Origin of the sequence: Arthrobacter sp. 2MCAF14, assembly GCF_052115645.1 — a bacterium.
Classification (GTDB): Bacteria; Actinomycetota; Actinomycetes; order Actinomycetales; family Micrococcaceae; genus Arthrobacter.
This window is the reverse complement of record NZ_JBFRHB010000027.1, coordinates 39,940-65,441: the sequence shown is the minus strand read 5'-3', so window position 1 is coordinate 65,441 and position 25,502 is coordinate 39,940. Positions and strand designations below refer to the sequence as shown.

The 25,502-nt window shown below is 64.7% G+C and carries 28 protein-coding genes and 1 pseudogene; 12 read left to right on the top strand and 17 right to left on the bottom strand.

All coding sequences use genetic code 11. The annotated features are described in order from the left end of the window. Positions 1–62 precede the first annotated feature (62 nt). The 4 genes from AB4074_RS17480 to AB4074_RS17465 form a co-directional block, all read right to left on the bottom strand. On the bottom strand, positions 63–200 hold the full coding sequence (locus AB4074_RS17480; RefSeq protein ID WP_441414530.1) for a hypothetical protein: 138 nt from the start codon (positions 198–200) through the stop codon (positions 63–65). After that, complete coding sequence (locus AB4074_RS17475; protein WP_441414529.1) at positions 197–1,213, bottom strand: aldo/keto reductase; 1,017 nt, start codon at positions 1,211–1,213, stop codon at positions 197–199. Before AB4074_RS17475 ends, AB4074_RS17480 begins: the two co-directional genes overlap by 4 nt. 34 nt (positions 1,214–1,247) lie before the next feature. Next, positions 1,248–2,132 (bottom strand): aldo/keto reductase, encoded by an 885-nt coding sequence (locus AB4074_RS17470; RefSeq protein WP_441414528.1) that lies wholly within the window; start codon positions 2,130–2,132, stop codon positions 1,248–1,250. 83 nt (positions 2,133–2,215) lie between these two features. After that, entirely contained in the window at positions 2,216–3,667 is a 1,452-nt protein-coding gene (locus AB4074_RS17465; RefSeq protein ID WP_441414527.1) for an MFS transporter, read from the bottom strand. 102 nt (positions 3,668–3,769) lie between these two features. Between AB4074_RS17465 and AB4074_RS17460 the strand changes: the two genes are divergently transcribed. The 5 genes from AB4074_RS17460 to AB4074_RS17440 all read left to right on the top strand — a co-directional run bounded on the left by AB4074_RS17460 (position 3,770) and on the right by AB4074_RS17440 (position 7,306). Then, complete coding sequence (locus AB4074_RS17460) at positions 3,770–4,651, top strand: helix-turn-helix transcriptional regulator (RefSeq protein ID WP_441414526.1); 882 nt, start codon at positions 3,770–3,772, stop codon at positions 4,649–4,651. Beyond that, entirely contained in the window at positions 4,648–5,007 is a 360-nt protein-coding gene (locus tag AB4074_RS17455) for an NAD(P)H-binding protein (protein WP_441414525.1), read from the top strand. Before AB4074_RS17460 ends, AB4074_RS17455 begins: the two co-directional genes overlap by 4 nt. Before the next feature lie 428 nt (positions 5,008–5,435). Then, positions 5,436–5,759 (top strand): recombinase family protein, encoded by a 324-nt coding sequence (locus tag AB4074_RS17450; RefSeq protein WP_441414524.1) that lies wholly within the window; start codon positions 5,436–5,438, stop codon positions 5,757–5,759. Positions 5,760–5,820: 61 nt separating this feature from the next. After that, the gene (locus AB4074_RS17445; protein ID WP_441414523.1) at positions 5,821–6,921 is read left to right on the top strand and encodes an ATP-binding protein; all 1,101 of its coding nucleotides are present in this window, start codon (positions 5,821–5,823) and stop codon (positions 6,919–6,921) included. Between the two features lie 67 nt (positions 6,922–6,988). Beyond that, complete coding sequence (locus AB4074_RS17440) at positions 6,989–7,306, top strand: hypothetical protein (protein WP_441414522.1); 318 nt, start codon at positions 6,989–6,991, stop codon at positions 7,304–7,306. Here the strand turns inward: AB4074_RS17440 and AB4074_RS17435 are convergent. From AB4074_RS17435 to AB4074_RS17425, 3 genes are all read right to left on the bottom strand, one after another. Beyond that, positions 7,303–7,572 carry a hypothetical protein gene (locus AB4074_RS17435; RefSeq protein WP_441414521.1) on the bottom strand — a complete coding sequence of 90 codons (270 nt, stop codon included), beginning with the start codon at positions 7,570–7,572 and terminating at the stop codon, positions 7,303–7,305. The genes AB4074_RS17440 and AB4074_RS17435 overlap by 4 nt on opposite strands. Next, a complete protein-coding gene (locus AB4074_RS17430) occupies positions 7,551–8,510 on the bottom strand; it encodes an ABC transporter substrate-binding protein (protein ID WP_441414520.1) in 960 nt (319 codons plus the stop codon). The genes AB4074_RS17435 and AB4074_RS17430 overlap by 22 nt, the downstream gene beginning before the upstream one ends. Positions 8,511–8,725: 215 nt before the next feature. Then, positions 8,726–9,895: a substrate-binding domain-containing protein gene (locus AB4074_RS17425; protein WP_441414519.1), complete on the bottom strand. Its 1,170-nt coding sequence runs from the start codon at positions 9,893–9,895 to the stop codon at positions 8,726–8,728. 186 nt (positions 9,896–10,081) lie between these two features. On the opposite strand from AB4074_RS17425, the gene AB4074_RS17420 reads away from it, so the two are divergent. Further along, a complete protein-coding gene (locus AB4074_RS17420; RefSeq protein WP_441414518.1) occupies positions 10,082–10,855 on the top strand; it encodes a sugar phosphate isomerase/epimerase family protein in 774 nt (257 codons plus the stop codon). 45 nt (positions 10,856–10,900) lie between these two features. Here the strand turns inward: AB4074_RS17420 and AB4074_RS17415 are convergent, their stop codons facing one another. Both AB4074_RS17415 and AB4074_RS17410 read right to left on the bottom strand, forming a co-directional pair. Beyond that, complete coding sequence (locus AB4074_RS17415; RefSeq protein ID WP_441414517.1) at positions 10,901–11,926, bottom strand: NADPH:quinone reductase; 1,026 nt, start codon at positions 11,924–11,926, stop codon at positions 10,901–10,903. A 156-nt stretch (positions 11,927–12,082) separates the two neighbouring features. Continuing rightward, positions 12,083–12,499, bottom strand: coding sequence for a TspO/MBR family protein (locus AB4074_RS17410; RefSeq protein ID WP_441414516.1), 417 nt, complete (start codon positions 12,497–12,499; stop codon positions 12,083–12,085). A 282-nt stretch (positions 12,500–12,781) separates the two neighbouring features. On the opposite strand from AB4074_RS17410, the gene AB4074_RS17405 reads away from it, so the two are divergent. Together AB4074_RS17405 and AB4074_RS17400 are read left to right on the top strand one after the other, a co-directional pair. Next, on the top strand, positions 12,782–15,505 hold the full coding sequence (locus AB4074_RS17405; RefSeq protein WP_441414515.1) for a LuxR C-terminal-related transcriptional regulator: 2,724 nt from the start codon (positions 12,782–12,784) through the stop codon (positions 15,503–15,505). Positions 15,506–15,596: 91 nt separating this feature from the next. Beyond that, positions 15,597–16,640 (top strand): DUF4386 domain-containing protein, encoded by a 1,044-nt coding sequence (locus tag AB4074_RS17400; protein ID WP_441414514.1) that lies wholly within the window; start codon positions 15,597–15,599, stop codon positions 16,638–16,640. 133 nt (positions 16,641–16,773) lie between these two features. Here AB4074_RS17400 and AB4074_RS17395 read toward each other — a convergent pair whose 3' ends face one another. From AB4074_RS17395 to AB4074_RS17375, 5 genes and pseudogenes are all read right to left on the bottom strand, one after another. Further along, positions 16,774–17,112 (bottom strand): hypothetical protein, encoded by a 339-nt coding sequence (locus tag AB4074_RS17395; RefSeq protein ID WP_441414548.1) that lies wholly within the window; start codon positions 17,110–17,112, stop codon positions 16,774–16,776. A gap of 9 nt (positions 17,113–17,121) precedes the next feature. After that, positions 17,122–17,259 (bottom strand): annotated as a pseudogene (locus AB4074_RS17390) (hypothetical protein); the annotation flags it as partial. Continuing rightward, the gene (locus AB4074_RS17385) at positions 17,196–17,675 is read right to left on the bottom strand and encodes an SDR family NAD(P)-dependent oxidoreductase (RefSeq protein WP_441414513.1); all 480 of its coding nucleotides are present in this window, start codon (positions 17,673–17,675) and stop codon (positions 17,196–17,198) included. The gene AB4074_RS17385 and the pseudogene AB4074_RS17390, both read right to left, overlap by 64 nt. Next, positions 17,672–18,673, bottom strand: a complete 1,002-nt coding sequence (locus tag AB4074_RS17380) for a helix-turn-helix transcriptional regulator (RefSeq protein ID WP_441414512.1) — start codon at positions 18,671–18,673, stop codon at positions 17,672–17,674. Before AB4074_RS17380 ends, AB4074_RS17385 begins: the two co-directional genes overlap by 4 nt. A 120-nt stretch (positions 18,674–18,793) precedes the next feature. After that, on the bottom strand, positions 18,794–19,378 hold the full coding sequence (locus tag AB4074_RS17375; RefSeq protein ID WP_441414511.1) for a helix-turn-helix domain-containing protein: 585 nt from the start codon (positions 19,376–19,378) through the stop codon (positions 18,794–18,796). A gap of 121 nt (positions 19,379–19,499) precedes the next feature. On the opposite strand from AB4074_RS17375, the gene AB4074_RS17370 reads away from it, so the two are divergent. The 3 genes from AB4074_RS17370 to AB4074_RS17360 all read left to right on the top strand — a co-directional run bounded on the left by AB4074_RS17370 (position 19,500) and on the right by AB4074_RS17360 (position 22,335). Next, positions 19,500–20,561: an NAD(P)/FAD-dependent oxidoreductase gene (locus AB4074_RS17370; RefSeq protein WP_441414510.1), complete on the top strand. Its 1,062-nt coding sequence runs from the start codon at positions 19,500–19,502 to the stop codon at positions 20,559–20,561. Between the two features lie 193 nt (positions 20,562–20,754). Next, positions 20,755–21,315 carry a hypothetical protein gene (locus tag AB4074_RS17365; RefSeq protein WP_441414509.1) on the top strand — a complete coding sequence of 187 codons (561 nt, stop codon included), beginning with the start codon at positions 20,755–20,757 and terminating at the stop codon, positions 21,313–21,315. A gap of 81 nt (positions 21,316–21,396) precedes the next feature. Beyond that, positions 21,397–22,335, top strand: coding sequence for a 5'-3' exonuclease (locus AB4074_RS17360; protein ID WP_441414508.1), 939 nt, complete (start codon positions 21,397–21,399; stop codon positions 22,333–22,335). A 41-nt stretch (positions 22,336–22,376) separates the two neighbouring features. On the opposite strand, the gene AB4074_RS17355 is transcribed toward AB4074_RS17360, so the two are convergent. After that, positions 22,377–23,000, bottom strand: a complete 624-nt coding sequence (locus tag AB4074_RS17355; protein WP_441414507.1) for a hypothetical protein — start codon at positions 22,998–23,000, stop codon at positions 22,377–22,379. Then, entirely contained in the window at positions 22,979–23,467 is a 489-nt protein-coding gene (locus AB4074_RS17350) for a hypothetical protein (RefSeq protein ID WP_441414506.1), read from the bottom strand. The genes AB4074_RS17355 and AB4074_RS17350 overlap by 22 nt, the downstream gene beginning before the upstream one ends. Before the next feature lie 225 nt (positions 23,468–23,692). Between AB4074_RS17350 and AB4074_RS17345 the strand changes: the two genes are divergently transcribed. After that, the gene (locus tag AB4074_RS17345) at positions 23,693–24,592 is read left to right on the top strand and encodes a nuclease-related domain-containing protein (RefSeq protein WP_441414505.1); all 900 of its coding nucleotides are present in this window, start codon (positions 23,693–23,695) and stop codon (positions 24,590–24,592) included. Here AB4074_RS17345 and AB4074_RS17340 read toward each other — a convergent pair. Further along, on the bottom strand, positions 24,589–25,497 hold the full coding sequence (locus AB4074_RS17340; protein ID WP_441414504.1) for a prephenate dehydratase: 909 nt from the start codon (positions 25,495–25,497) through the stop codon (positions 24,589–24,591). The genes AB4074_RS17345 and AB4074_RS17340 overlap by 4 nt on opposite strands. Positions 25,498–25,502: the final 5 nt, after the last annotated feature.

Below are 25,502 nucleotides of genomic sequence, written 5' to 3'. Positions count from 1 at the left end.
GTCGATGGGAAACGCAACCCCCAACGTCTTGGGCTGATGAGTGGCATCCGGCGGCATCAGCCTCAGATCGTGGCGTCAGTGACAGGTCTGGCGGTCAGCGCGGGCATGGTCCCCTCCGTGCTGAGGGTGGCCTCCACCGTGTCCATCCCGTGGTACTGGATCTCGCCGGACTCAATCGCCCCCGCGGTCATGTCTGTCACCGTCGTCGTGCCAGTGGTGTCAGTTCGTGGGCTCCGTAGCTGTTGTCCTCGGGGTTGACGGTGACACCGGGGGCGACGAGCTGGTCGATGCGGTCCAGCACGTCAGTGCTCAGGGTGATGTCCGCGGCGGGCAGGTAGGACTCGAGTTGCTCCATGGTGCGTGGTCCGACGATGGCGGCTGTGACGCCGGGGTGGTTGAGCACGAACGCGATGGCCAGCTCGATGAGGGTCAGTCCGGTTTGTTCGGCGAGCTGGGCGAGTTCTTCGACGATATCGAGCTTGCGCTGGTTCGCCGGGCTGCTCATGTCGAAGCGGGCGTTCGGGCGTGCGGAGGAGGTGGGTGTGGAGGCGGAGTCTTTGCGCCAGCGCCCGGAGAGCCAGCCGCCGCTGAGCGGGCTGTAGGTGAGCGTCCCCATGCCGTGGCGCTGCACCGTCGGAAGGACGTCTTCCTCGATGCCGCGGACCAGGATCGAATACGGCGGCTGCTCGGTGACGAACCGCTCCAGGTTCCGTTCCCGGGATGCCCACTGGGCTTCCACGATCTGGGATCCGGAGTACGACGAGGAGCCGATGTAACGGACCTTGCCCTGGCGGACGAGGTCGGTGAGCGCACCCAGGGTCTCCTCGACGTCGGTATCAGGGCTGGGCCGGTGAACCTGGTAGAGGTCGATGTAGTCGGTGTTCAGGCGGCGAAGGGAGTTCTCGACCTCGCGGACGATCCAGCGACGGGAGCCGCCGCGCTGGTTGGGGTCCTCGCTCATGGGCATGAAGAACTTCGTTGCGAGGAACACGTCATCCCGCCGTCCCGCCAGTGCCTGCCCGACGATTTCCTCGGACGTACCGCCGGAGTAGACGTCGGCGGTATCGATGAAGTTGATGCCCGCGTCGAGGGCGCGGTGGATGATGCGGATGGAATCGGCGGTGTCGTGGTTGCCCCAGGGGCCGAACATCATCGCACCAAGGCACAAGGGACTGAGCTGCACACCGGTGCGGCCAAGGGATCGATATTCCATGCTGTTCCTTCTTTTCGTCTTAGGTCTTGGGGTTTTAGGCTTCGGGGATGACCATGGCGAAGCGCTCCTCGCGCGCCTCGTCCGGGTCCGGTCCGCTGCGGTTGCCGGTGTTGAGTGCGTCGATGGCGGCAAGTTCGTCGGGGCTGAGTTCGAAGTCGAAGACGTCGAAGTTCTCGGCGATGCGTGACGGATTCGTCGATTTCGGGATGGCTGAGCGGCCTTGCTGCAGGTGCCACCGGAGCATGGCCTGGGCCGGACTCTTGCCGTGAGTCCGCGCGATGGTGGCGATTGCCGGGTCTTCCATGACGTTCCGCCGCTCCTGGCCGCCCCATCCTGGGTAGAAGGTGATGCCGCCGATGGGTGACCAGGCCTGGGTGAGAATCCGGTGTTCGGCGTCGGTGGCTTGGACGGCGGGTTGGGTGAAGTAGGGGTGCAGTTCGATCTGGTTCACGGCCGGGACGATGTCGGTCGAGTCGAGCAATTGCTTCAGGTGGTGCGGCATGAAGTTGCTGACGCCGATCGCCCGGGCGCGCCCGTCGGCAAGCAGGGTTTCCAGTGCCTTGTATGCGGCGGTGGTTTTCTCGAACCGGTCGGGGGCGGGCTGGTGCAGGATGAGCAGGTCCAGGTAGTCGACGCCGAGCTTGCCCGTCGCTTTTTCCCAGGCATGCAGGGTCTGCTCGTAGCCGTAGTCACTGACCCAGACCTTGGTCTCGATGAACACCTCCGTACGGTCCAGGCCGGAGCGGCGGATGCCTTCGCCGACTTCCCGCTCGTTGCCGTACGCGGCGGCAGTGTCGATGTGCCGGTAGCCGGTGGCCATCGCGGCCTCGACGGCCGCCGTCGTTTGCTCCGGGGCGCTTTGGAAGACGCCCAGGCCCAGGGCTGGCATTGTGACGCCGTTGTTGAGAGTAAGTTCCATGTCCATGCCTTTCACGGTATTCAGATGTGCGGCGATGTGGGAGTGCACGTCAGTACCCCCTTTGAAATGGGTCGGCCGGAGATTCAGCGGGCGGTTTCGAGCTGCGGCGCCGGCGCAACTTCCCGGGATGCCCCGGTGCGGCGGGCTGCCAGGTCGGCGGGCAGGATGAGGACCGCTGTGACGGCCAGTGCCAGGAGCAGCAGGATGCTGCCCGTCGTGAGGGCGGTGCTGACCTGGGAGGCCAGGTGCGCGACGGCGGAGCCCGCCGCCGGGACGGTGGCTGCCGCGGCGACCGCGATGCCGAGCCCGAGGCAGGTGCCGACCTGGTGGAAGGTGTTGACCAGGCCCGATGCGGCGCCGGCGTCGGACGCGGCGGCTCCGGTGATGCCGAAGGAGGTCAGGGGCGCGAACGCGAGGCCCTGGCCGGCGCCGATGAGGATCATCGGCAGGGCCACCCCGGGCAGATAGCTGGAGTCGGTGCCGGCGCGGCTGAGCCAGAACATCCCGGCGAGGGTGAGCAGTATCCCGGCCAGGAGCGGGAGCGAGCCCGGCATCCGGCCAACGAGCCGGGGGATGCTCATCGCGACGGCGAAGTTCACAGCCGTCATGGGCAGGAATCCGAGACCGGCCTGCAGGGGGTCGAAGCCGAGCACTTCTTGCATGAACTGGGTACTAAAGAAGAAGAATGCGATCATGGCGCCCAGGTAGAGGAAGCGGGCGACGTAGGCGCCGGTGCGGCGGTGGCTCGCGAACAGCCGCAGCGGCATGATCGGCTGGGCCGCCGTGCGCTCGATCAGCACGAACACGACCAGGAGGACGACGCCGGCACTGACGGTGGTGACCGTGACCGGGGACTCCCAGCCCGCTTCGGACGTGTTGATGATCCCGAAGACGAGCGCGCCGACCCCCAGGGTCGCGGTCAGCGCCCCGAATGCGTCGAAGCGTCCGCGGGACGGGTCTGATTCCGGGATGAAGCGCGGCGCGAGGGCTCTCATCGCGGCGCCGATGGGTACGTTGACGAAGAACCCTGCCCGCCAGGAGGTCCAGTGGGCCAGGGCCCCGCCGATGACCAGGCCCAGGCTGGCGCCGATCCCTGCGGTTGCACCGTACAGGGCGACGGCCCTGGTGCGCTCGCGTCCTTCCGGGAAGCTCGCGGTGAGCAGGGACAGTGAGGCAGGCGCGACGATCGCCGCCCCGATACCCTGCACAGCGCGGCCGGTGATCGCCCACCAGCCCGCCGGGGCGACGCCGATCAGCAGCGAGGCCATAGAGAACACCACCAGCCCGAAGACGAAGACCCGCCGGCGGCCGAGCAGGTCTCCTGCGCGGGCTCCGAGGAGCAGCAGGCCGCCAAAGACCAGCGTGTAGGCATCCTGGACCCAGGTGAGCTCACCGGTGCTCAGTCGCAGATCTGCCTGCAGGCTCGGCAGGGCAGTGAAGATGACCGAATTGTCCAGGAGGATCATGAAGTAGCTGAGGAGGATGATCGCCAGGATCGCTCCCGGGTGGGAGGCTTTTGGGAGTTCAGGGTTCATGCTTTCAATGCAACCGTGATTCCTTAGGGGCCGGGAGTCACGGCCGTTCCGGGTAATGCCAGTGCCTCCCACGTCCTATGGACGGCGCGTAGCGTGGATGCCATGACACACAGCGAGGACGTGCGGAAGTTCCTGACTTCCCGCCGGGCGAGGATCACGCCGGATGAGGCCGGGCTTCCCGTCTACGGCGGCAACCGGCGGGTTACCGGGTTGCGCCGCGAAGAAGTCGCGATGCTCGCCGGGATGAGCATCGATTACTACATACGCCTTGAGCGCGGAAACCTTTCCGGCGCCTCGGACAGTGTCCTCGAAGCTCTCGGGCGTGCGTTGAAGCTCGACGACGCCGAAACGGCCCACCTTTTTGACCTGGCCCGTGCCGCCACCGCTTCGCCTCGGGTGCGGCGCAGGCACAGCCCGCAGACGGTGCGGCCGAGCGTGCAACGCGTGATCGATGCGATCACGGCTGCACCGGCCTGGGTCCGCAACGATCGCGGGGATGTCCTCGCCGCCAACGAACTGGGCCGTGCCCTCTATCTGGACATGATGGCGGAGGTGGCCACCCCGCCGAACAGCGCGCGCTTCACCTTCCTGAACCCGAAAGCCCGGGAGTTCTTCGCCGACTGGGAACGCGCCGCGGATGACATCGTCGCTGTCCTGCGCTCCACGGCCGGGAAGAACCCGTACGACAAGGACCTCACGGACCTGATCGGTGAACTCTCCACTCGCAGCGAGGAGTTCCGCACCCGGTGGGCCCGTCACGACGTGAAGTACCACCGCGCCGGCCGCAAACACCTTCACCACCCGATCGTCGGCGACCTGGACCTGAGTTTCGAAGCGCTGGAACTCCCCGCAGACCCGGGACTGCGCATCAACGTCTATACGGCAGACCCCGGGACACCCTCCGAGGACGCCCTGAAGGTCCTCGCCAGCTGGGCCGCCACCCAGCGCGACACCACCAAGGTAGCGATCAAGGAGAAAAAATGAACCACGGTCCCTCCACTGTCCTGATCGTCGGTGCTACAGGCAGCATCGGCCGCCATGCGGTGGCCGAGGCATTGCGGCAGGGCTACGCGGTCAGGGCACTCGTGCGCGACCCGGCCCGCGCCGCCCGCCTTCCTCCAAACGGGGCGGACCTGGTGATCGGTGACCTGACCCGTCCAGAAACCCTCGGCCCGGCCCTCGACGGAGTCGACGCGCCAAGCTGGTTCGACTACAACCAACCCGGCCAGCGGACAATATTCATGCTCCAAGGCGACAGTCCGGCTCACCCGCCGACGGCGTCATCGCCAGGGACCAGATCGCCCGTGTCCTCATTCAGCTGGAGATCCGCAGCAGCCTGAGACGACCACCTCCAGCAAGACAAACCGTTCCTTCGCCGTGTATCGGCGTGCATCTAAAAGGGAATGCAGCCGGCCTCTCGGAGGACACCCGGAATGCGTGCTCCCTGCCCCAGAAAGGAGGGAGCATGGACCGCCAGCTCCTACCCCTATGACGACTGGTCCGCCCTCGTGGGCGGAATCATCGAGATTCGCAAGGACAGCAAGTCCGTCGCTCAAGGCTACGTCGATGCCGTCATGCCCGACTCGTCACTACTGTGTTACTCGGGAGACTTCATAAGAAGCCGGTCCTCGTATTCCAAAGCTGACGGCTACGAAGCCTGGATCAGCCCAACCCACTTACAGTTGGTCAACGGCAAGACATCAAGTTCACGCACCGAAAGCGTGCCGAAACGGTCGAGCTGATCACGCCATGCCGACGACCAGATGCCATGTTTGTCCAGGGAGACCGGCCCCAGCTGGCCTCCTGCTTCAGAGCCTTGCGTCACGGCGACACCCTGGTCGTGTGGAAACTCGACCGGCTCGGCCGGGACCTGCGTCACCTGGTCAATATTCTCCGCGACCTGACCCAACTCCAGGCAGCGGACGGTCTTCGTTTCCGCTTCCGAGATCGCTTCGTTGCCAGGCGGAAGAGGTGCATTGCATCTCAGATCGGTTCGGAGCAGCACGGACATTTAGTGGACGTACCGCGTTTGCGTGCGAAGGCCTCGCGGACCGTTCCGGTTGGGCCTTTACAGTGTTCCGGCAACGGTTGACTGGTTGGTATTGTGAGATTCACAGGATTCATAAGATTCATCGACATTCACAGGAGCAGGTGTGGAGAACCCTTTTCGGCCGACGGCTGGAGCGACGCCGCCGGATCTTATCGGGCGCGGCGGAGTGCTGGACGAGTTCGCTTATGGTCTGCGGATCGGATCGGGGGCGCCGGGGCTTCTGACCATCTTCACCGGGGCCAGGGGGATCGGTAAAACCGTCATGCTCGGTGCCGCTGAGGACCTGGCCGTGGCCGGTGGCTGGGCGGTGGTGTCCGAGACCGCGACCGGCGGGTTTCTGGGCCGTATCGGGGAGGCGATGCGCAGGCTGACGAACGAACTGGGGGAGGGGCCGACGGGCCGGCGGGTGACGGGGGTGTCGGTGGCCGGGTTCTCGGTTACGACCCAGCTTGCCCCGGAGGAGCAGGTCGATTGGCGGGCGCGCGGAGCGGTGCTTTTGCGTTTGCTGGCGGAGCGGGGGACGGGGTTGGTCATCACGGTGGATGAGATTCATGCGGCGGACCGGGTGGAGTTGTCCCAGCTTGCCGCGGATGTCCAGCATTTCATTCGCGAGGGCCTGCCGATCGGGCTGATATTCGCGGGTTTGCCTGCGGCTGTTTCCGATTTGCTGAACGAGGGAGTGGCCACGTTCCTTCGGCGCGCAGACCGGATCGATCTGCATGCGGCCTCGATCGCGGAGGTGGAGCGCTCGTTCGCGGAAACCTTCGCCGCGGCGGGCGTGGGCCTGACCGGCGGGCTGGCCAGGGTCGCGGCGGAGGGCACAGGCGGTTACCCGTTCCTGATCCAGTTGATCGGCTATTACCTCTGGCAGGAAGCCGAAAAGGCCCCGGGCGGTCTGGACGGCGCCGCCGTCAGCCGGGCGGTGACGGCGGGCCGGCGTCGGAACGAGCGGGTGGTCATTGAAGCGGCGCTGTCCACGACGTCCGGGCGGGACCGCGATTTCCTGCAGGCTATGGCCGAAGATCCCGGGCCGTCGTCGACCACGGACATCGGCAGGCGTACGGGGATGCGGCCGAATGCCGTCGGTAACTACCGGACGCGGTTGATGGATGCGGGTCTGATCGAACCGGCAGGTTACGGGATCGTGGACTTCGCCATCCCAGGGCTGCGCGAATACATGACCGCCGGTCCGGCCAAAAAGTAAGCCGCGTCCGAGTCCCACCTTGGGCACAGCATTCTCCTTCGTCAGGGGGGTGCTTGACGTGTGTACATTGACCCTGTCATCTCTCATAGCGATGTACTGGTCTGCTCACGACCGACCTTCGAAGGACCGCCCGCGGAGTCAGCGGAAGAGTGTCCAGGGCCAGACCGGCGAGGAACGACGAGCGTGCGTTGGTGCGGGCCAGTTCCTGGCGGCTTCCGTTGAGCGGCGGTTTGCCCGGCGCATTCAGGCGTCCGCCGATGTAGACGGTGGAGGGATCGAAGGTCAGCCCCAGGATGCGGACGGATATCTCCGCGATGGCTACGACATGGTGGTGTTCCGTGGGGGGAGGGAGATCAACCAGATGGGCCTCGATGGCAAGGGCTAGCGCCTCATGGTTTGCATTGCTCCTTGGTCATCAATCCGGACCAGATTGGGACCCTGGATCGTGTACAGCAGGCCGTCTTCGTCGGCAGTGATGTGCGGGCCGCTGTACCAGCCACCGTTGATGTCGGCTACGACCACCGAGACGGCGAACGTCTTCGGATCGACGCGGAAGACCGTGGTGTCGGAAACGCCGTAGACGATGCCCCGGCTGACAGTCAAGGCGCCGAAGTCCGTGCATACGGTGCTCAGGTCGCCCTTGTGGACCACTTGTCGGGTTTCCAGATCGACGACGAACAGGCCGTGCCCCAGTTCGGCAGTTCCGCAGCGATCCATTGTCCCTTCTGCCCGCTCGCTTCGGTGCGCTTCTGGATGCCCGTGGCGCTCCAGTTGGCGCCCAGGACACCGACGACCGTGCCGTTCGCCAGGTCAAGGCTCCACTCGTCGCTGAAGGCCTGCTGCATCTTGACGATCTTGTCGTCGATCAGCTTCTGCCAGTAGTCGGCCACCTTTTTGGTCGCGTCATCGTTCACACCGATCTGCCAACTGTCGCCCGAGGTGCCGAACCATTTGGCCCCGGCTTGCCAGGCCAGTCCGGCGGTGGTTGCCACCTGGTTGGGGTTGAAGCTTGCCAGGTAAGCGTTGGGTGCGACTGATTTCAGCTTCCGTCCCGCCTCTTCGAATTCCTGCCAGGTCTTGGGGATCCCGACGCCGGCCTTGGCCAGCATGTCCTTGCGGTAGTACATGACCATTGGAGCCGCGTCGTAGGGCAAACCATATGTTTTGCCTGCGAATTGGACCATGCCCTTGATTTCGTTGGCGAGCTTGTCCACGGTGGCCGATTTGTCGATCAGTCCGTCCAGTGGCTGCACTTGGCCGTTGCTGACGAACTGGGGAAGCTGCGGGTACTCGATCGTTGCCACGTCAGGGCCGTTTCCTGCAGTGATCGCGGTGGACAGCTTGGCGTAACCGCCGTTGTCGCCGTTGGGGATGGTCTCGAAATTGACCTTGATTTTGGATTGTCCGGCGTTGAACGCGGCTGCTACTTTGTCCATTCCTGCCAGTGAGGACCAGAAGGTAATGGTGCCCGAGGGGTCCTCCGCCGGGGTGGGGGCTGCGGAGGAGATGGGTCCCGTTCCGCACGCTGCCAGCAGCATTGCGCTGCTGGGTACGCTGGCCACCCCGATGAGTAGTTTGCGACGCTGCATGGTTCTCCCTTGAATCAACGATGCGAAGGTGGAATGTGGTCGTCGCCACATGGTGTATTCCAATGAAACACGCAGAATTGCACAGATCCAATAGAGTGAACAGTAATGAACATCTCGGGTCAAAGACCGGGGTCGCAGGACCGCTGAAGCTCCCGGGCGGGCCGCCCGCCGCCCGCCGCTCGGCGGCACCCGGTCTACGCCCCGGCCTGGTGGGCCTAGCTGGCCGTCGAACCCCGGATGACCAGAGCGGGCGACAAGCTGACCCGCTGAAGTGCCAAGCGCGAACCGCGACGGGGCCCCAGACGGTTCAGACACATTTGCACCGCGTGGTATCCGACGTCGAACTTGGGCGGAGCTATGGCGCTCAAGGGTACGGTCCCAAACGAGGCGATTTCATCGTCATAGGCCACCACCGCGAGATCTGCCGGAATGCGGAGACCCCGGGCTTCGCACAAGCCGGCAAACATGAGAGCATCCTCGTCGTTGTGGACGATGCCGGCCGTCGCCCCGGCGGCCGCGAACCCATCCACGATGCTGTCCACCTCCTGGCGGAGCGCTTCAGGGTCGCTGGTGTCAGTCGTGATGGTCCAAGTCAGGGCCGGATCGTGCGTAATCCCGGCCTTCTGGAGGGCGGAGCGGTAGCCTTCGAGGAGGCGTGATGCAGTGGGGCTGCTTTCGCGCACGCAAAGCGCTATTTTTCGATGGCCCAGTGCCAGCAGATGGTTGACGGCGATCTCCGCCCCCCGTACGTGGTCGCTCCGCACCGACTCGAGGCTGCCGTCATCCATGACGTCGTCGATGGAGCGCTCGACGACGATGACAGGCACTTCAGCGGATGCCAGCAGGTCCAAGGTAGGCGTGTTTGCCAGGGTTTCTCCACTGGGCGTCACCAGCAGCCCATCGACGCCACTTTTGAGCAACCGTTGAATTTGCCGTTGCTCTTCGGCGGGCGAATAGTTCGAGACTCCGAGGACCAGCCTGACGCCCAGCTCCTGCGCTGCAGTCTCGGCACCCCTGATGATCCCGGGAAAATAGTACCTGGCCGTTGGCACGATCATGCCGATCGTGGCGAGTGGGTGCTGCCTGGCGGGCGGTCGTGTCCCGCTTCCGGCCAACGTGGGAGGTCCTGGTTCGCCGGCCGGTCCGCCGGTGTTTCCGTGAAGCTGCCCCGCAGGACCCCGGGGAGGGCCCGTAACTGCAACGGCCCCGCCGTGGACACGCTGAAGCAGTCCCTGTCCGTCGAGGGAGGCCAGGTCGCGCCGCACCGTCATGCCGGAGATCCCCATTCGCCGTGCGAACTCGGCCGCGTTCAATGACCCTCGCAGCGCCAGTTCGCGAAGAATCTGGTTCTTCCTGTCCTCGGTCAACACGCGGGCAGCCTCCATGATGTTTAGTTTTGTGCGATATGTTCACTATGAACTACATCGGAGAACGCGTGAAGAGTCAAGGCACCCTTGACATCCAGTGCACCTCACCCCGGCTCCGATCCGCGAAATGAACCTGGCGGAGGGGCCCGCTGAGTCACTGCCGGTAAGCGCATTCCCGGTAGGGTGGAGCATATGACTCCTCCCATGACGCAAGCAAAACTCAACCCGGGCATCTGTTCGGTGTCCCTCCGGGCCCTCGGCATTTGTGAGGTCGTGCGCACTGCCGCCGCTGCCGGGCTGGCTGGTATCGAGTGGGGTTCCGACGTCCATGTCCACGATGCCGCCTCCGCCCGGCATGCCCGGATTGCCACGGAAGCCGCCGGGCTCAAAGTCCTTTCCCTCGGGTCCTATTACCGCGCCGGATCATTCGGCGAATTCGATGGCGTCCTCGCCCTCGCCGCGGAACTCGGAACGCCCCGGATCCGGGTGTGGGCCGGAGATGTGGGTTCTGCTGAGGCAGGCGAGGCAGAGTGGGACGCCGTGGTCGGGGACGTGCAGCGGATCGCAGGGCTCGCCGCCGCACGGGGAGTAGAAGTCGCACTCGAGTACCACGGGGGCACGCTGACGGACTCGCCCGAGACCACCCTCGAACTCCTCCGCCGGGTGGACCGGCCCAATGTGGGCACGTACTGGCAGCCGGCTGTCGCGCTGAGCGACCAGGAGGCCCTCGAGTCACTGCACCGGGTGATCGAGCATGTGGTGGGCGTCCATTGCTTCTCGTGGTGGCCCGGCACGCAGCGGCTTCCTTTGGAGGACCGTAAGCCTCTCTGGGAAGCCGTGGTTGGCGTCTTGAGGGGCAGCGGCCGGGACATGGACATGATGCTCGAGTTCGTCCAGGCAGACCGCCCCCGAAATGTCGTGCGTGATGCTGGCGTCCTGCGACGGATCATTGCGGGCGCCACGGCCCCCGGGATCTAGGACGAACTCGTGCTCCTGCGGGTACCGTCACTCGCAGAAAGCTGCTCAGGATGCGGACACGTCGATCAGGATTTTTCCGACGAAGCCTTGCTCCACGGCGTCGTGTGCTGCCGCGGTTTCCTCGAGCCGAAAGCGGGTCAGGGGCAGCCCGTGTTCATTGCCGACACGCAATGCCCCTGCTTTTAGCGCGTCGGTGACGGCCGCAACGGCCGCCGTCTTTTGCTGATCGGTAACGGTGTACGTGAGGACGAACTGGTATTGAACGTTCTTGGCCATACTCTCGCGAATGGGAATGGCCAGGGATTCGCCAGGTGCAGCAGCATAAATGGAGATGGTTCCTCCGGGCTTCAGCACCTCGAGGTCTGTGCCGATGTTTGCCGGAGCGTTGACATCGACGAGGGTATCAACGCCATTGGGGGCCACCCGTAATACTGCCTGCGGAACATTGTCAGTGCGGTAGTTGATCACGTAGTGTGCGCCGGCCTGGCGAGCAAGTTCGCCCTTTCTTTCCCCGCTCACGGTCGTGATGACGGTTGCCCCTGCCCAGCGGGCGAGCTGAATGGCAGCATGCCCCACCGCCCCCGCTCCTCCGGTGACAAGCACTACCTGCCCTTCCAAAGATCCGGGGGAGAGCCTGGCCGGCCCGTTTTGGTTGGAGGTCAGCGCACGATGCGCAGTCAACGCCGGGATCCCCAAGGATGCGCCCGTGTCGAAGGATTCCGTGTCCGGAAGTGCAACGGTCTGCGCGGCCGGCACGACCACATACTCCTGGGCTGTGCCCTCGGTGCTGCCCCAGGCAACGTCCCAAAGCCAAACGCGATCTCCGAGGGACAGTCCCGTCACGCCGGGTCCGAGCTCGTCGATAACGCCGGCGCCATCTTGATTGGGCACCTTTGGTGCCTCCAGCTTGCTTCCGGTGCCGCTGCCGGCCCGGGACTTCCAGTCGGTGGGATTGACTCCCGACACCACCACCCTGACTCTGACCTGGCCCGGTCCCGGCGATGTTAGTGGCCTGTCTTGCAGAACCAGGACCGACGACGGACCTGTCCTTTCGTACACGATGGCTTTCACGGTTACTCCTGTTCTTTGGACCTTATAGGGGAAGAGAGTCCGTCGCGAGAACCAGAGGCCCTCGTTGTGCCATTATGGCCGTGACGTTCTCCATGATGACAAGTACATCCGCGTGGCTGCACTTCGGCGTTGCGGCTCGTCAGCGATCAGGCTTTGTTAGTTGTTGGCTGCGGCATAGAGGTTCAGGCTAGCGGAGAACACGATCCAGGAAATGTAGGGCAGCATGAGCAGTCCTGCTGTCGTGTTTATGAGGCCGAATAGGATGACTGTGGCTGTCACGGCGAGAGCCAGCGCGGCGATGAGGAGAAGGGCAAGCCATAGTGCGGCGTCACCCCATGCGGGGTACATGCCGAAAAAAGTGGGTGCCCACGCTAGGTTGAGCAGCATTTGGATACCGTACGCCGTCATGGCTCCGCGGGTTTTGGCCGACCGTTGGCGCCAGACCAGCCACGAAGCCACGGCCATCGCCGTGTACAGCACCGTCCAGGCCGAACCGAAAACCCAGCCTGGCGGCGTCCAGGGCGCTTTGTTTGCCGTTGCGTACCAGCCGGAGGCATTGCCAAGGATAGCCATGGACCCCAGCAAAGACACTGTGTAGGAGAGAGCGAGGAATCCCAAAAGTGCTGTGACTTGGCGCGCAAGACCCCTCCGGGGCGTCGTAAGCGGCCCGGTCGTTTGTTGGGATTCACCCGGCACTTGGTCCGCCTTGTTTGATCGAGGGTTGGACTTACAGTCTGACAGGCTGCCGGTTTGACGGGGTCGTCCAGTCCCCCAAACTGTAGGCCCGACCTCACCGGCACTACACTGGGATCACCGGGCCGAGGCAAAATGACCGGCTCTCGAGGGAGGTCCGTGATGGCAGGTCCATTGCTCGAGACCAAACTGCACGTCCCCGCACTACGACGCGCGCTCGTGACGCGTCCCAGGCTCAGCGACCGTCTGAACCGGGCCGACGAGCAAACGCTGATCCTCGTCTCAGCGCCCGCCGGCTTCGGGAAAACGACGGTGCTTACCGAATGGTTGGCAGAACCATCCGCCAATGGACGATCGCTCGCGTGGCTCTCGCTCGACCAGCGGGACAACGATCCCACGCTGTTCTGGACCTACCTTGTGGCTGCGCTGGACACGGCATCGAACGGTCTCGGCGCAGAAGCACTCGCCACGCTCCGATCCCCGCAATCGAGCACTGAAGACTTCCTGACCACCCTGATCAACGAGTTACAGGGTGGTCAGGACAGGTTTACGTTGGTGCTCGACGATTACCACGTCATCGAGAGTCAGGACGTGCAGGAAGGGTTGGTCTTTCTCGTCGAGAACTTGCCCGCGCAGCTCCAATTGGTTATCGCGAGCCGTGCCGATCCGGCTTTGCCGCTCCCGCGACTCAGGGCACGTGGCAGACTCCTCGAGATCCGTGCGGCCGATCTCCGCTTCACCCTGGAGGAAGCTGCCGCCTACTTCAACGGCGTGATGGGACTGAGGCTCACCGAGCAGGATATCGCTGCCCTCGAAGGCCGGGCCGAGGGCTGGATCGCGGCGCTGCAATTGGCGGCGCTCTCGATGCAGGGAAGGGTGGACGTCGCCGGCTTCATCGCGGGATTCGCAGGTGATGACCGCTACATCGTCGATTACCTCGCGGAAGAAGTACTCCAGCGCCAGCCCGACGACGTCCGGAACTTTCTGCTGCAGACCTCCATCCTGAACCGGCTCAACGGTCAACTCTGCGACGCCGTGACCGGCCAAAACACCGGAAGAGCAATGCTCGAGTCGCTCGATCGGGGGAACCTGTTCGTGGTTCCACTAGATGACCGCCGCTGGTGGTACCGCTATCACCACCTCTTCGCTGACGTGCTACTGGCGCGTCTCATGATCGAGCAGACGGGCCGCATTCACGAACTGCACGAGCGCGCGAGCCTCTGGCACGAACAAGACGGCGACATCCCGGAAGCTGTCCGCCACTCGTTGGCCGCCAAGGACTTCGAGCGGGCCGCGGACCTGATCGAGCTCGCGATTCCTGCAATGCGCAAGGACCGCCAGGAAGCCACGCTGAGCCGCTGGCTCGAAGCGCTCCCCGGTGAACTGATACATGCGCGGCCCGGGCTGGGCGTTGCCTACGCCGGGGCGCTCCTCGCAAGCGGAGAGCTCACCGGCGTCGACGCCCGCCTTAAGGAGGCAGAGCAGTCGGCAGGTACGACGGCGGAAGGCGGCGACGCCGGGAACCTCACCGGCTCGATCGCGATCTACCGTGCAGCGCAGGCGCTCGCAGTCGGGGACACCGCCGGGGCAATGACGCAGGCGACTACCGCGCTCGGCCTTGTCGGGAAGGACGATCATCTTGAGCGCGGAGCGGCATCCGGGTTGTTGGCGGTCGGCCACTGGACGAGGGGCGAACTCGGCGTAGCGTACGGGCTGTGGTCCGATTCCTATTCCAACCTTGAAAGGGCCGGACACCACTCGGACATGCTCGGTTGCTCCATCGCCTTGGCCGACATCCGGATTACCCAAGGCTGGCTCCGCGATGCGATGGCCATCTATGCGCGGGGGCTCGAGGTCGCGGGCAGGCACCCGGCGCAAACGCTCCGCGGAACGGCCGACATGCACGTAGGAATGAGCATGCTCCTTCTTGAACGCGGCGAACTTGACGTTGCAAGGCAGCACCTGGTGACCAGCCGGAAGCTCGGCGAGGATGCCGCGTTGCCCCAAAACCCGTACCGCTCGCGGGTCGCGATGGCCCGCGTCCTCCAAGCGGAAGGGGACGTGAGCGGCGCACTTGAGCAACTCGACGAGGCAGAGCGCCTCTACGTCGGCGACTTCTTTCCCGAGGTACGTCCGGTCGCGGCCGTGCGGGCGCGGACGTGGATTTCGCACGGAAGGACGTCCGACGCTCTCCGCTGGGCGCGTGAGCGCGGCATTTCCGCCCAAGATGAGCTCTCCTACCTGCACGAGTTCGAGCACATCACCTTGGCCAGGGCACTCCTCGCCCAGGACAGTATGGAGCCGTCGGAGGAATCCGCCGGACGTGCGGTCGGCCTGCTCGACCGCCTGCTTCGGGCCGCGGAAGAAGATGGCAGGACGGGGACCGTCGTCGAACTTCTGGTTCTTTTAGCCCTTGCACACTATAAGGAGGCGGACGACGGCGGGGCGCTGGCAGCGCTCCGCCGTGCGGTAGCGCTCGCCGAACCAGAGGGCTACGTTTCAGTGTTTGTCGATGAGGGCGAGGCCGCCGCCAACCTGCTGGAAACGCTCGCGAAGCAGGGGAACGCCTCGGACTACGTGACCCGGCTCTTGGAGTCGTTCGGGGCCAAAACGCGCAAAACCCGGGACCACAGCACTTCGGCACAGCAACGTTTAATCGAGCCCCTGAGTGAACGCGAGCTGCAAGTGCTTCGGCTTCTTTCCTCGGAGCTGGGCGGCCCGGAGATCGCGCGCGAGTTGCTCGTCTCCCTCAACACCCTCCGGACACACACCAAGAACATCTACGCCAAGCTCGGCGCGAATAACCGCCGCTCGGCCGTCCGGCGGGCCGAGGAACTGGATCTCTTGTCGCGAAAAGATCACCACATCAATCACCAGATGTGGTGATCCCCGCTCACCACATCTCCTTCTACCTTCGAAGCATCAAGGAAGTCATCCGCAAAGGCGGCTGAAATCCACTAAGGCAGAAGGAGGGGCGATGAACGCGAGATCGGTAGGCCGGGACGACACCCCGGTCGAGTACGAAGTCCGTGTCAAAGGCCATCTTGATTCCCACTGCGCCGCTTGGTTCGAAGGACTGAGCCTCAGCAACGAACGCGACGGAACCACCGTCATCCGCACCCGGAACGTCGACCAAGCCGCGCTCGACGGTCTGCTGCAAAAGCTCCGCGACCTGGCACTGCCGCTCTTGGCAGTCAACCCGGCCGGGGCCACGCAACCCAGCCGGCCGGCGTCGAACACTGAGCTACCGGCGTCGAACACCCGCATCTTCATCTCCAAGAAGGACCACACCATGAAAACCACAACCCAAACCCCGACAACTGAACATGTCCGGATGGACCCGCTGCGGAAAACCGCGATGGTCGCAGGCATCCTGTACTTGGTCACCTTCATCAGCTCGATCCCGGCGCTGTTCCTGATTTCCCCCGTCCTGAACGATCCGCATTACATCACGGGCCCCGGTGCCGACTCGACCGTCATCTTCGGCTGCCTCCTCGATCTCGTCAACGCGGTTTCCGCCGTGGGCACCGCCGTCGCACTGTTTCCTGTCATCAAACGGCAGAACGAGGGCATCGCGCTCGGCTTCGTCACCGCCCGGATGTTTGAAGCCGCGGTCATCGTGATCGGCGTCGTCAGCCTCCTGGCTGTGGTCACTTTGCGCCAGAATGGCGGAGCGGACCCGGCCTTGGTTCCCGTGGGCCGGGCGCTCGTGGCGGTCCGCGACTGGACGTTCATTCTCGGGCCGAGCCTGGTTCCGGGGGTGAGCGGGCTGCTGCTCGGATACCTGATGTACCGTTCGGGGCTCGTGCCGCGCGTCATTCCCCTGCTTGGACTGATCGGCGGCCCGCTGCTGCTTTTGTCGACGATCTCAACGATGTTCGGTATCAACCAGGGGATCTCGGTGTGGTCGGGACTCGCGACCTTGCCGATCTTTGTTTGGGAGTTGTCGCTGGGCGTGTGGATGGCGGTCAAGGGCTTCAAGCCGTCGCCCATCACCACCGGGCAAGTACGTACCGCCTGAGGGCCCACAAACTCTACGGAATGAGTCCCGCGGCCTTCCTGGCCGCGGGACTCATTCCGCTGAAGGACGCCGGCCGGTCCGAAGTTCAATACCGGAGGAATGGGCCTCGGCAAGTTCAACGCCGACGAAAGACTCATGCCGATTGATGATGTCTGGCGTCGCTGTGGGCGAGGTTGCTCGAGAGCTCGCGGTGCGCGTCGGCCTGGTCCTGGAGCACCTTGGCGCGCTGTTCGAAGGTTTCCACGGCAGCCGCGCCGGCGGCGAAGCGCAGCGGTGGCTCCTCCAGCTCGGCCAGTTGGATCAGGGCGTCGGCGAGCTTGGCGGGGTCTCCGCCGTGCAGGCCGTTCATGCTCTTCCATGACGTGACGGTCTGTTCGGTGCGTTGGGCATAGTCCTCGATGGTGGATTCGGCGTAGCTCGTGGATTCAGGTGTAAGCAACTCCGTCCGGAAGAACCCCGGTTCGACGAGCATGGTGCGGATCCCGAAGGGTGCGATTTCGGGGGCTAGGGACTCGGCCCAGCCTTCGACGCCGAACTTGGACGCGGCGTAGGCGCTCAGGAACTCTCTCCGCCGGCGACCCCGGCGGTCGAGGAGATCGTGACGACCAGGCCCGAGCACTGGGCGCGCAGGACCGGCAGGGCCGCGCGGGTGACGTTCATGGGCCCGAACATGGTGGTTTCGATCTGGGCCCGGAAGTCGTCGGGGCTGATTTCCTCGAAGAACCCGGCGTAGAAGTTGCCGGCGTTGTTAACGAGCACGTCGATCCGGCCGAAGCGGTCGACGGCGGCCTGCACGGCCGCTTCCGCCGCGGCGGGGTCGGTGACGTCCAGTTTCACGGCCAGCAGGTCCTCGTTCTCGCCGACGGCCTGGGCGACCTTTTCGGGGTTGCGGCCGGTGGCGACGACCGCGTGGCCGGCGGCCAGGGCCGCCTTCGCGATGTCGGTGCCCATGCCGCGGCCGGCTCCGGTGATGAACCAGACTTTCTTCCCGGTCATGTCGTCCTTCTGTCCTGCATTGTCATTCTGATCACTCATGGTTCTGTCTTTTCTGGGTTAGGTATTCCCGGCTGCGCGGGGGAGCGCAGGGCGGGGGTGGTGGTTGTTCCGGGAGGGGATGCCGCCCAGCTGGCGAGGAACGCCAGCGCGTTCTCGGACGCGGAGCCAGGCTCCGCGGTGAAGGTGAACAGGGTCTGACCCTCGTCGCCGGGAAGATCCAGAGTCTCGAACTGCAGGGATAGATCACCGGCGAGCGGGTGGTGGAAGCGCTTGGTGCCCGCAGTGTGGATCCGCAAATCGTGTCCGGCCCACAGTGCGGCGAACAGTACGCTGCGCGTGGTCAGCTCCCCGACCAGCTCGTTCAGCGCCCGGTCGTCGGGATTCCGCCCCGATTCCAAGCGCAACATCGCGACCGTGGTCGCCGCGATAGCGCGCCAATCAGGGTAGAAGTCACCCGCGCCCGGATCGAGGAAGAGATAGCGTGCCTGGTTCGGCAGCCGGGCGGGGGTCCCCGGTCCCGCTTGTTCGGCGGGGTTGAGCTGTGCAGCTGAGTTGAGCTGTGCGGCTGAGTTGAGCTGTGCGGCGGAGCTGAACACGGGCCCATACAGCGCCCGACCCAGCAGGTTCGCGGCCAGCACGTCCGAACGGCCGTTCTGGACGATGGCGACCGCTGCGGTCATCCCGTCCAGCAGACGCAGCACGCCGGGACGGACTCTCTGCTGCGGGGGCCGGTGTGCCGCCCGCGGCGACGGCGCATTGGCCGTCCTTGCCAGATCCATCAGGTGCGCCCGCTCAGCCTCGTCCAACTGAAGGGCCAATGACACGGCCTCGAGCACAGCGTCAGAGACGCCGCGAATACTGCCGCGTTCCAGGCGGGTGTAGTAATCCGTGCTCACCCCGGCGAGATGCGCCACTTCGTCACGGCGCAGCCCCGGCACTCGGCGCAGTTCCCTGTATGTGGGGATGCCGGCCTGTTGCGGGCTGATCTTCGCTCGACGCGAGATCAGGAATTCACGGATTTCGTCTTTTCTGTCCACATCCACCACGCTACGCAGCCGCGGCGGGCGGTGGCAGTGTCCATCAGACACCCCCAAACAGCCCCGGAATATCAGGGGCCACCTACATTGGGGGCGTTCAGAAGGGCCGTTGGCGAGTCGTTATGAGGGCTTGGGGCGGGCGCGCACGTGCATCCGCTCGCCCTGCTGTCCAAACAGGCTGATGAATTCGACGGGTTTTCCGTCGGCGCTGGCGAACCAGTGCGGTGTGCGGGTGTCGAACTCCGCGGCTTCGCCAGCGCGGAGTTCAAAATCGTTGTCGCCCAGCACCAGGCGCAGCCGTCCGTTGAGGATGTAAAGCCATTCGTAGCCTTCGTGAACTCGCGGATCGGGCTCGGCCCCACGGGCATCACCGGCGAGCACCATCTTGAAGGCCTGCAAACCGCCCGGCTGGCGCGTGAGAGGAACAGCCGTCATGCCGCCATGCGTGATGGGCCGCAGGTGAATTCTCGGATCCCCGGTGGGTGGGGCGCCGACCAGATCATCAAGGGGAACACCGTACAACCTTGCCAAGGGCAGCAGGATTTCGAGGTTTGGCCTGCGTTGGCCGGATTCCAGGCGGGACAGGGTGCTAACAGATACTCCTGATGCGGACGACACCTCTCCGAGGGTGAGATCCCGTTCCGTACGGAGTGCCCGAAGCCGGGGCCCGACAGCCCCGAGAACATCATCAAGCTCATTTGCCATACCCGCAGTTTGCCACAACAGCAAAAGAGTTTGCCAGTTGTTCTTCTTGCGATGGAAGGTGGTGTAACCGCCCAGAGACGCTGGCGGCGGACTTTCTGGACATGACGAAGGGCAAATCATTATGGACACCACACGGTATGACGTTGTGATTATCGGGGGCGGCGCTGCGGGGCTCAGTGCGGCCACGACGCTGAGCCGCGCGCTGCGCTCGGTGCTGGTCATCGATTCCGGAACACCACGCAATGCGCCCGCGGCGGGTGTGCACGGTTATCTTTCACGGGACGGCATGAACCCCCGGGAACTCCTGGCGATCGGACGCAACGAAGTGCTCTCCTACGGAGGAACCGTCATTGACGGCGAAGCCGCTTCGGCACAGCGCACCACAGATGGATTCGAGGTGATGCTCGGAGATGCCCGCAGGTTCTCGTGCAGGCGCCTGCTGGTCACCACTGGTCTGACTGACGGGTTGCCTCCCATCGACGGCCTGCAGGAGCAATGGGGAAAGGGCGTTGTGCACTGCCCCTACTGCCATGGCTGGGAAATCCGCGGGAAACGGATCGGGGTGCTGGGCACCGGACCGATGTCCGTCCATCAGGCACTGTTGTTCAGGCAGTGGTCCCCGAACATCACCCTTTTCCTCAACGACACCGTGGAGCCCACCGACGAAGAGTGGGACAAGCTCGGTGCCCGGTCCGTAACTGTCGTCGACGGCGCCGTGGCCTCCGTTGACGCTGTCGGCGGTGTCCTGACGGGTCTCACGCTCCGCCAGGGCTCCTCGCTCGACGTGCAGGCCCTGGCTGTCAGTACACGGATGGAGGCCAAATCCGCGCTTCTGGAATCACTCGGGCTAAGTACTCAAATGCACCCCATGGGGTCCGGGCGGTTCATCGAGACCGACGCTACGGGTGCGACGGCCGTCCAGGGTGTGTATGCAGCGGGCAATGTCTCCAATTTGATGGCCCAAGTGATCACCGCGGCGGCCGAGGGCGTCATGGCCGGCGCACGGATCAACGCCGATCTCATTGAAGAGGAAACCCGGTGGGCCGTTGAGGGACGGTTCGGCCCCTTCTCGGCGGCCTCGGAAGCAGCCGTTTCCAGGATCGTGCAGGGTCATCGACACCACGGCCTGGACGACGCCCAGAATGCAACCGACATAGGCCCGAGAGCCGCGGCAAAAGGATGATGAACAGCCGCCCCTCCACATAAATCTGCCCGAGGAATTCGCGGCTCTCAAGCCGCGGTCAAGTTGTTGTCGATGGCGGCGATGGCCGGGTCTTCCATGACGTTCCGCCACTCCTGGCCGCCCGATCCTGGGTCGCTGACCCAGACCTTGGTACCCCCTTCAAACGGGAGGGCGGGAGACTCAGCGGGCAGCCATGTCAGGCAGAACTTACCCGGCGCCAGGCAATGAGTACGGAACCGTTTCTGACGGAACCATAGCTCGCGGCGAATCCATCACTTTCTCCGGCAGCGGCTACATCGCCGGCGAAACAGTCAACATCACGTTCGAGCGGACCGGCGGCAAGAAGGCTTCGGACGGTGGGAGGCCCGCTCCGTCCAACTTCAGCGTTATTGCTGACGGCACCGGCGCTTTCTCTACGCCCATTACCTTCACCGACGGCGGCAACTACATGATCGGCGCTGTCGGCGCCACGTCCGGCAACAGGCGCTGGGCAGCCGTGGTTGTGAATTCCGGCAACGGCGGAGGCAACAATAACGGGGGCGGCAACCATGGCGGCGGTAACCACGGCGGCGGCAACGGCAAGGGCAATTCCGGACTTGCTGCTGTTTCCAGCGTTACCGCCGCCGGCACCGGAAGCGGCGAGGCCAACACCGGTGCCGAGTCCAATTTGGTCCTGTGGTCGTTGGTCGGTGCAGGCGCTCTGGCGGCCAGTGCGGCATCCACAGCAGTGATTCGCCGCCGCGCCAAGAAGTAACGTCTTCACAGAGGGCAGGTGCTTCTCCGGGAAACCGGAAAGCATCTGCCCTTTTCGGGCTAGTGGATGTAAGGATCGGTTATGCCTCACCGCCTGATGCTCCTTGATACGGCCTCGCTCTACTTTCGCGCCTTCTTCGGCGTGCCCGATTCGATCCGCAGCGCCGACGGCACTCCGGTGAACGCCGTTCGCGGACTGCTGGACATGATCGCGCGGCTCACTACCGACTATGGGACCACGCACTTGGTGGCGTGTTGGGACGAGGACTGGCGTCCGCAATGGCGGGTGGACCTCATCCCGTCGTACAAGTCGCATCGGGTCGCGGAGGCGATACCTGGTGCTCCCGACGTCGAAGTGGTACCGGATGCGCTGCAGCTGCAGGTTCCCATGATCCGGCAGATCCTCCGCCTTGCGGGGATCGCCGTCGTCGGGGCTGCCTCCCATGAAGCCGACGACGTCATCGGCACCTACGCCAGCCACGCCAAGCTTCCTGTCGACGTCGTGACGGGCGACCGCGATCTGTTCCAGGTGGTCGATGACGCCCGCCAGGTGCGAGTTATCTACACGGCGAGGGGCATGAAGAACCTCGAGATCGTGACCGACGCAGTCGTCGTCCGCAAGTATCGTGTGTTGCCCGAGCAGTACGCCGACTTTGCGACTCTGCGCGGCGATGCCTCCGACGGGCTGCCGGGAGTCGCGGGGATCGGCGAAAAGACGGCGGCTTCGTTGCTCGCGGGGTACGGCACGCTCGACGCGTTGCTCGCGGCCGCGATCGATCCAGGCAGCGGACTGTCCGCGCCCGTGAGGTCGAAACTCGCCGCTGCCGCCGAGTACCTGGCGGTTGCGCCCGTTGTTGTGAACGTCGTGCGCGACCTCGCACTGCCCACTCTCGACGAGGCGGGAGCGCTGTTGCATCCCGTCGTCGGAGATTCACGCATTGAACTTGAGCGTCTCGCCACCGACTGGAACCTTGGCGGCTCGGTGAAGCGGTTGCTCGACGCTCTCGAACTCCGTCAGTGAGGCGGGATTGGCTCCGGGACATGACCGGCGCTGCTGGCGAGTCAGCGGGCTGGTGAAACTGGGCTGGTGCCTGCAGTGGCTCGCACCTTGAGCGTGAGCGCGGCGAGGGCGAGCATTTCGAGTCCGGTCCATGCGAGCGTCCCGCCCCAAATTTCAGGGGAGAAGCTGAGCGCCCCGTCGTGCAGCGCCACACCGGCGAAGTACGGGGCCCAGAACACGACGGGGGAGAGGCCTATCGCAGTCATGAGCCGTGCGTGGCTGTCCGGCTTGGGTCGCACCACGACCCACACCACTCCGACGAGGACGGCACCGAGAAGGGCCACCGGCACGAGCCAGGCGTCCCGCAGCGCGACCATGATCTGAAGGGCCACGGAGGGGAGCAGCGCCATGGCCGCGGGCACCGCGGCGTGAAGGCGCCAGCGCAGCGACAGCAAGAGGACGGGCACGAAGAGCACGGCTGTTGAGACGAAGAACGATGCCAAGGAGACCATGATGCTTGACGACGTCGGAACCGTCACCGCGGGCTGCGCCCCGGCAGCGCCGGCGTATGTCTGGATGAGTCCGTGGCGGGCGAAGACCGCGAACTCCTGCAGGATGAACGCCGCAACCATGCCGGAGAGCATGGCGCTCACGACGGCGGGCATCAGCCGCGGCCACGACCGCACGGGTGAGTGCCATGCTGCGGAGAACGGCGCGCTGAGGATGAGGAATCCGCCGGTCGCGAGCCCCAGATGGGAGGGGCTGAATAGCGCCTTGAGGCCTGCTCGATGCCGAACACCGAATGCCAGGCGAAGTCGGCCGCTCCGGAGACGAGGAAGAGGACGACCCCGGCAGCTGCGGCCCCATAGCCGGCAGGGATCGCTTCGGTCCACCGCGCGCCGGGGGCGTGCCGGCGCCAGGTCAGGGCGGCGATCCAGACGGCGCAGGCCGCGAAGCCCGAGTAAAGGATCGCGTGCCACGGAGTGAAGAACGTCTCGAGGTCGCGGAGGTTGTTGTGCGCCCAGCCGTCAACATAGGTTCCGGTGAGGAGCCAGACGCCGGCCGCGAGGGTGATGATGTCTTCAACGGCAGTGGTGGGGCGGTGGAGTGATACCGGTGGAGTCGCAAAGGCGTGGGCTGCTGTCGCGTCCATAACTCCACAGTAGGTCTCGCCGCCTTCCGCGGCGAGAGGCAATCCCCTTTGGATGGCGGTCCCTGGTAGGGGCGCGGTGGTGCCTGTTGACGAGAACTCTGTGAGACATTGGGCCGGCACGGAGGCTCCCCGTCGGATCCGTCAGGCCGCCGATGAAGTCCTCCCTGGATTCTCGCCCGGCACAGCTAGGATCGGTCCTGTGTACCAACGACACTGCGTAAGCCCATGATCCCCGACCCTTTCCCGACTGGTACAGGTCTGCCTCCGGACCCGCCGGAGGTTCCCGGCAAAGGTCCAGGCACAGCGCTCAGTCCCGAGCTGCTGACTGACCGGGTACCGGGTCAGGCCGTGATGGCCGAGCTCTTGGCCGTGCGGGAAAGGGACGCTCCACGGTCCCGGCTGGGGCGCGTGTTCGGGCTTGACCCGCTGACAGCGGACAGCCGCCCCTGGTACACGGGCGCCGTTGGGGAATTGGCGGTGGCTCGGGTTCTGGCGCGGCTGGGACCGGAATGGACAGTCCTTCATGCGGTTCCGGTCGGGGCCGGCACGTCGGACATTGATCATGTGGTGATCGGGCCGGCAGGGGTGTACACAGTGAACACTAAGAATCAGTCAAACCGGAGAATCTGGGTGGCCGGCCGCACTCTCATGGTGGCCGGCACGAAACAGCGCTATCTTCCCAACGCCATGCACGAGGCCGCACGAGCCGGCAAGCTCCTCTCCGCAGCAGCAGGTCTCGCGGTGGAGGTCACCGGTGTCCTGGTGTTCGTGGAGCCCAAGGGCATCACGGTCCGGGAACGGCCCGAGTGCATAACTGTGCTGACAGACGGTCAGCTGTTGCGCTGGCTGAACCGGCGCAAACCCGTCCACACTCCGGAGCAGCTCGCCCGCATTGTCGCTGTTGCCGCGCTGCCGGAAACCTGGCACCGCCGGCCCGCGGCGCCCGGGGACGCCGTCGCTCTTCAACGGGGTTTCGCCGCCCTCAGGACGGAAGTCGTGGGGGCCCGACGACGGCGGGCGGTATGGGCGCTTGCCGTCGCGACCTGTTTCGTCATCGCTGTTTTCAAACTTCCGGTGATTATCGCGTGGGTCTTGCCGATGCTCACGCACCCGGGTAGCCACTAAAGCGACAAGGTGGGCTTTGGACTGCCAGCAGGCGTTGTGCCTGGATTGCCGGAATCGGTGAAGCCCAGGCTTCGGTATGGAGCAGCAGCATATACGCCGAGAACTCTGACCTCATCGGTGAAGAACACCAGCTCCTCGAGCGCAAGTCGCACGGGTGTGTCGGATGGGTGCCCTTCAACGTCGGCCATGAAGGTGGTGGCAGCAAACTCGTTACCTACCATGTAGCTTTCCAGGCGCGTCATGTTCACACCGTTCGTCGCAAAACCACCCAGGGCTTTGTACAGCGCCGACGGTACGTTCCTGACCCTGAAGACGAAGCTGGTGATCACCGGACCGGGCAACTCGTCGCGGGTCTGCTGCCGTGGCTCCCTGGACAGGGCGACAAACCGGGTCGTGTTGGTGGCGTCGTCCTCGACGTCTTCTGCCAAGACGTCCAGCCCGTACATCTGGGCGGCGAGGGGAGGCGCCAGCGAGACCTTGGAAGCGTCATTCCAGTCGCGGACCTCCCGTGCGGAACCTGCCGTGTCGCCGGCAACAACTGGTTTCAGCCCCATTGACCGGATCAGCTTCCTGCACTGGCCGAGGGCATGAACGTGGCTGTGCACTTCTCGCGCCTGTTCGAGGGTGCTTCCGGGTATGCCCAGCAAATGGAATCGGATCCTGAGAAAATGTTCGCCCACAATCTGCAATCCGGATTCAGGCAGGAGCACATGGATATCCGCAACCCGTCCGGCGATGGAGTTCTCAATCGGAATCATGGCGAGGTCCGCATCGCCGGATTTCACTAGTTCGAAAGCATCTTCGAAGCTGGGGCACGGTACTGGCTCCATGTCGGGGAACATCTGTAGGCAGGCGATGTTGGAGTTGGCGCCGGGCTCTCCTTGGTATGCAACTTTACGAACCATGGAGC